Source organism: Gluconobacter sp., assembly GCF_047722525.1.
In the GTDB taxonomy this organism is placed as follows: Bacteria; Pseudomonadota; Alphaproteobacteria; order Acetobacterales; family Acetobacteraceae; genus Gluconobacter.
Genome location: NZ_JBDNYY010000051.1, coordinates 1 through 5,960, shown reverse-complemented (window position 1 = coordinate 5,960; position 5,960 = coordinate 1). Strand labels below are relative to the sequence as shown.

Here is a 5,960-nt window from a genome sequence, read left to right as displayed (position 1 = left end):
AGGCTTCACAGATCATGCGGATGATCTGTTCGGAGCCGTTTCCGATAACAATCCGATCCGTGTCGATTCCAGTTTGACGAGACAGTTCTTCCCGAAGTTCCTCCGCGGATGCATCCGGATAGCGGAACAGGCTGGATGCGATCTCGGCCCAGTGGTCCAGGGCAGCGGGAGAGGGCCCATAAGGGTTTTCGTTGCTTCCCAGTTTGGTGATCCGGGGGATCCCGTATTTTGCCCGCACGGCCTCTTCCGACAGGCCTGCATTATAGACCGGTAGCTGACGGACTTCCGTCCGGGCCAGGGAGATGGGAGATGTCTGGCAGTCAGAAGCGGCAGTCATGCGATAGCTCCACGAAGGGAAGAAAGAGGCTGATGGCTCTGTGAAGGGAGTATTATCCAACTTGTAAATACAACCATAGATTCTCTGGGATATCCAGAGCCTGAAAGGATTTTGGGCGTGTTTTTTCAATCTTTTGTATAGCTTTTTCAGGCTGGCGGCGTGGGGGTGGTTCAGAGAAAGAGGAAAGGAATTAACGTATTGATTCAAAGCGATTTAACGGAGAATTGGCAAGAGAGGTCAGGCCTGCCGGAACAGCGTCTGTCACGTCATGGATACTAAAAAACCAGTTCGATATCAGAATAGACATAGACAACCCTTTTTCGGAATGACATGGTCTAATCCGGAAAGGCGATATGCCTCTCAGTTCTCTCTGTAGCCTGTCAGCGACTGATGGTGTCTCCTCAACGACTGCTTTGGGAAAGTACGGGAATATGATGTCGAAAAATAACATTCCATCAGCGGATCAGGATGCCTGTTGTTTTTCCGTCTCAGGAAGCAGATCCCATCCGGATCAGAAACGGAAGGGAGCATCTTCCTTTCTGGTCTGGGTGCTCGCAACGACTGCATTCTCCTGCTGTTCAGCCCAGGCCGCCGATCCCAAGAAGCAGACCCGCCCCATCGTCCATCATAATGCAGGCAAGACATCCCCTACAGTTCCTGCCCGCTCGAAGGGTGCACGAACCCCTCGGGTGACAGCGCAGGAAGCGCTGGAAAGCGAGAGCCTGCATGTGACGGCCCGTCACGTTCCCCGCGGCGCCGTTACGACCGTGTCGTCGGAAGCGCTGGCAGATGCTGTGCCGGGTACCAACCCTCTCAAGGTGCTGGCGCGTCAGCCGGGTGTGATGTTCCAGTCGGATGATCCGCAGGGCATGGATACCTGGTCCACCCAGTTCTACATGCATGGCTTTCTGCAGAACCAGATCGGCATGACGCTTGATGGAATCCCGCTGGGAGATCAGGAGTTCCATACATTCAATGGTCTGAACTCCGTCAATGCGATTTCGGCCGAGAACGTGGGGCGCATGGATGTTTCGATGGGGGCCGGAGCGGAATCCGTTGCCAGTACCAGTAATCTGGGTGGTGCTGTTGAATATGTTTCCTCCGATCCCAAGCACAAGGCGGGGGGTCTGGCATCACAGACATTTGGCTCAAACAGCGGATTTCATACGTTCCTGCGAATGGACAGCGGTGATCTGAACAAGAGCGGCACGCGGTTTTACGTGTCCTACATGCGCAATTCGCAGGACAAGTGGAAAGGTGGTGGCGACCAGTTTGGTCAGCAGGTCAATGCGAAATTCGTCCAGCCAATTGGTGAGCGGAGCAGTATTTCCTCTTTCTTCGATTACAACCTGACGCAGAGCTATCTGTATCAGGACATGTCTTTCGACATGCTCAAGAACGGTGGATACGGAATCGACAATTTCTACGGAACACCTAACGCTTACAGGAAAGCCTATCTGTCCGCGCTTTCGGCGAACGGGTTGCCGGGGGGCGCATTGCCGCCGGGGTATTCCAAGATGTCCGATCCATGGGACGCATCCTATTACGATGGTGCACTGGTCGAGCGTGACTATCTGGGTGGGCTGAAAGCCAATCTGGCCCTGACGGATCGTTTGCGGTGGGAAAGCGTGGTGTACGGACATGGCCAGTACCTGCGCGGAACCTGGGCGAACCCGTATGTGTCCTCTCCCAATGGTGCGCCGCTGATTGATCAGGCGACCGTGACGCATTCCCAGCGTTTCGGTTTTACATCAGCCCTGCATTACGAGATTGCGCATAACGATATCAGTGGCGGCGTCTGGTACGAAAACTTCCACACCGATGTCGGGCGTTTCGGCTATGAAGAGCCATTGCTTTCGGATGTGGAAGCCGGACGTGCGAAGCCTGTGAACTCGGTCGGGGAACTTCCGGATCCCTACGGCACGCTGTGGGGGCAGAATCTCAATTCAAACAGTTTTACGGCGTTCGTTCAGGATACATATCACGTTCTTCCCAATCTTTCCCTGCATTTCGGGTTCAAATCGCTTCTGCAGACGGTGCGTGGCGGACAGTACGCCAATGATGAGAGTTACACCGGCGTCGGCCAGATCGCTGGAGGCAGCATCACGACGGCCAAGGCGTTCCTGCCACACTTCAGTGGAGACTGGCATTTCCTGAAGCATCACGAGCTCTATTTCGATATTGCGGAGAACGTGAAGTCCTATCCTGTCCAGGCTTTCAAGGAAGGGGCTTCGCCATTTTCCGTCTCGCAGTCCGCGTATAACCAGTTGTTGCAGAATGGTGGCCTGAAGCCCGAAACGGACTGGAACTTTGCGGTCGGGTATCGTTTTACCCACAAATATGCGCTGGCTTCCGTGCATGCTTACAGGACAAATTTCCACAACCGCTTGCAGCAGGTGACGTCGGGTTCGATCGTCAACCCGGTTTCCACGGTTGCGAATGTGGGCGGTGTGACCATGAACGGTGTAGATGGCGGCTTGACGCTGATGCCCGTCAAGGGTCTCTCGCTGTATAACAGCATCAGCTATAATCACGCGACCTATGACAATAACGTCACTGAAGCGGGAACGACCTATCACATCAAGGGACAGCAGATCGTTGCCTATCCGCGCTTCATGTACAAGGCCAGTCTGGCTTATGAATGGCGGAACTTCTCGGCGCATCTTGATACCCAGTTCCTGGGTACGCGTAATTACAGCTATACCGGGGACATGAAAATTCCTTCCTACTGGATCGAGACGCTGGGAGCACGGTATCGCTTTGGCAGCCTTGGGAAATATTCCAAGAACCTGAATTTTGTGCAGAACCTGACCTTCGAGTTCAACGTCTACAATCTGACAAACACGAAGTATATTTCCACGATGGGTGAGACGGGTATCCCGATGTCTGGCGATTACCAGTCCTTCCTCGTGGGAGCTCCGCGTCAGTACTATGGCACGCTCAAGGCAGAATTCTGATGACGGACCAGGTGCGCGGGGCTGAGTTCCAGCCGTCTGTCGAGGTTCATACGATCTACCGGATCCCCGCGGAACACCGGCATGGACGTGTCCGCGACCTGTTTACGGTCTGGTTCAGTACGAACATGACACTCCTGACCATTGTGACCGGAGCGCTGGGGCCAAAGATTTTCGATCTGTCCCTGATCTGGGCGATCGTGGCCGTGATTGCGGGTAACTTGGTTGGGGCGGTTTTCATGGCGCTCCATGCCGCGCAGGGTCCGGTGCTGGGTGTGCCGCAGATGGTACAGAGCCGGGGACAGTTCGGTGTCTGGGGGGCGGTTCCGATCATTGTTCTGGTCGTGCTGATGTATATCGGTTTTGCGGCTTCTAACTGTGTGGTGGGGGGAGAGGCGCTTGACGATGCTCTGCCGCTGCTGGGACGCGTTCCGGCGGTTCTTCTGCTGGCCTTCATCAGTCTCGTGCCGTGTATTTTGGGATACGGTGCCATTCATGCCTGCTCGAAGGCCGTGACATGGCTGTCCGGGATTGCGGTCATGTACTGTCTGGTGGTCGGGTTCTGGCATATGCCGGTTACGCTTCTGACGGAACTACATGGCTCGATCGCTGGTTTCTGCGGCATGTTTTCGATCGCGGCGCTCTGGCAGATTGCCTATGCGCCTTATGTTTCCGACTCATCGCGATATCTGCCCGAGGATAGTCTGTCCGTCAGGAACACGTTCTGGGCAAGTTATGGGGGGACGGTCCTTGGGACGATCCTGCCGATGATCCTGGGGTCTTTTCTGGTTCTGCAGTGGCCCGGGGAAAGCGTGGTGCAGTCACTTGGGCATCTGACGGGGGTATGGGGAGCGCCGGTTCTTGTTGTCCTGTCCCTGTCGATCGCTCTGGCCAATGCCATGAGTGTCTATTGCGGGGCGCTGTCGAGCATCACGATCATCCAGACCTTTCTGCCAACTTGGCGCGCAGGGTTGAGAAGCCGCGTGGTTCTGACATGTGCGCTGCTGGGGCTGTCGCTGTTCTTTGCGCTGGGAATGGCGGATACCTTCATGAAGTCCTATGCGGCTTTTCTGGATATCCTGATGGCTGTCATGGTGCCGTGGACCGCGATTAATCTGTACGATTACTACGTCCTGCGTCATGGCGATTATGATGTTGATTCGTTCTTCCGAAAGGACGGCGGCATATACGGCTACGTCAACTGGGCTGCTGTCGGAAGTTATGTTCTGGGGGTCCTTGTCGAAATCCCTTTTCTGAAAAATGAGTTTTTTACGGGATTTTTTGTCCCTTACCTTCACAAGGTGGATGTTTCCTGGCTGGTCAGTCTGGTTGTGACCAGCCTGTTCTATGCGGCCGTATCCCAAAGGAGCAGTGCAGGTGATGTCTCCCGTCCTTCTTCCTGCTGATATGCGGCGGTGCGTGCAGAGGGGGTATCGCCAGCTCTGTCTGGGCAGTTTTCTGGTTTTCAGTATGGCTGCGGGTGTGCAGAATGCGTCTGCGCAGGGAGTGGAGCGCTATTCCGATCCGAAGGATGATTTTCCGATATCGGCTGCTGTTCAGGTTCCGGCCGGGGCAGAGACGGTCTATGTCTCCGGTCTGGGGCCTGCGCCGGACAGGGCAGTCGGCATGACAACCGCAGAGCAGACGCAGAGTGCTCTGGACCAGATTTCGGCGGCACTCGGGCATTTCGGGATGACGCTTCAGGATGTTGTGCAGATGCATGTCTATCTGGTGGCCGATCCACGGCTGGGACACATGGATTTTGACGGCATGATGCAGGCCTATCGGGCCAGATTCAGAAGCGGCTTTCCGGCACGAACTGTCATCGAGGTTCCGCATCTGACCAATCCACATTGGCTGGTCGAAATCGATGTGGTGGCATCGAAGAACGATGTGAATAAAAAACGTTTTCCTGCGAAATGAGGTCTCTGCCGGGATGATCGGGACGGCGTCTGATCGTGGTTTCGGCTCTGCATTTCAGGCAATCAAAAGGGGTAAGGCATGAACGTATTCAAGCGGACGCGGCTTTCTCGGAAGCGGATGGGCAAGACACTACTGAAAGGTGGCTTTCTGCTGCTGGCTGGTGATCTGACGATGGCCGAGGCGCTTAGTGCTCCGGCAGATCATCATGCTGCGGCTGAACAGGCTCTGGATCTGGCTGAAAAATCCATTGCGCTGCGCTCGGTCGCGGGGCCGGGAAACCAGACGCCGGAGGTGGCGGCGCTGTTTCGCGATGCGCTGGTCAAGGGCGGCTTTGCCCCATCCGATATTACGATCACACCCTACAAGGACACGGCCTATCTGATCGCCCGTTGGCCGGGACAGGATCCGTCCCTCAAGCCACTGGTGATTTCTGGGCATATGGACGTTGTGGAAGCCAAGGCTTCGGACTGGACGCATGATCCGTTCAAGCCCCAGATCGAGAACGGCTATCTTCTGGGGCGCGGCTCCACGGACATGAAACTGGATGACACGCTGGCGATTGCGGCACTTCTGGAGCTTAAACGCGAAGGTTACAGGCCGCGGCGGGATATCATCATTGAGTTTTCGGGGGATGAAGAGACCACGATGGCGACGGGTGCCATCATTGCAGACAAGCTCTCCAATGCCGAACTGGTGCTGAACATGGACGGCGCGAACGGGACGCTCGATGAGAAGACGGGCAAGCC

4 protein-coding genes and 1 pseudogene are annotated in these 5,960 nt (G+C 55.6%); 4 read left to right on the top strand and 1 reads right to left on the bottom strand.

The window, feature by feature from the left end; all coding sequences use genetic code 11:
* Nucleotides 1-337, bottom strand: a pseudogene (locus tag ABF859_RS15280) (histidinol-phosphate aminotransferase); the annotation flags it as partial.
* Nucleotides 338-768: 431 nt separating this feature from the next.
* Here ABF859_RS15280 and ABF859_RS15275 point away from each other — a divergent pair.
* The 4 genes from ABF859_RS15275 to ABF859_RS15260 all read left to right on the top strand — a co-directional run.
* Entirely contained in the window at nucleotides 769-3,294 is a 2,526-nt protein-coding gene (locus ABF859_RS15275; RefSeq protein WP_415528485.1) for a TonB-dependent receptor, read from the top strand.
* Nucleotides 3,294-4,697, top strand: coding sequence for a purine-cytosine permease family protein (locus ABF859_RS15270; RefSeq protein ID WP_415528484.1), 1,404 nt, complete (start codon nucleotides 3,294-3,296; stop codon nucleotides 4,695-4,697). The genes ABF859_RS15275 and ABF859_RS15270 overlap by 1 nt, the downstream gene beginning before the upstream one ends.
* Nucleotides 4,672-5,214, top strand: a complete 543-nt coding sequence (locus ABF859_RS15265; RefSeq protein ID WP_415528487.1) for a RidA family protein — start codon at nucleotides 4,672-4,674, stop codon at nucleotides 5,212-5,214. Before ABF859_RS15270 ends, ABF859_RS15265 begins: the two co-directional genes overlap by 26 nt.
* 171 nt (nucleotides 5,215-5,385) lie before the next feature.
* A partial coding sequence (locus tag ABF859_RS15260; RefSeq protein WP_415528486.1) for a M20/M25/M40 family metallo-hydrolase occupies nucleotides 5,386-5,960 on the top strand: 575 nt, incomplete at its 3' end.

Coding starts and splice junctions, on each gene's coding strand:
- ABF859_RS15265 (WP_415528487.1), top strand. CDS start 4,672: ATGTCTCCCGTCCTTCTTCCTGCTGATATGCGGCGGTGCGTGCAGAGG.
- ABF859_RS15275 (WP_415528485.1), top strand. CDS start 769: ATGATGTCGAAAAATAACATTCCATCAGCGGATCAGGATGCCTGTTGT.
- ABF859_RS15270 (WP_415528484.1), top strand. CDS start 3,294: ATGACGGACCAGGTGCGCGGGGCTGAGTTCCAGCCGTCTGTCGAGGTT.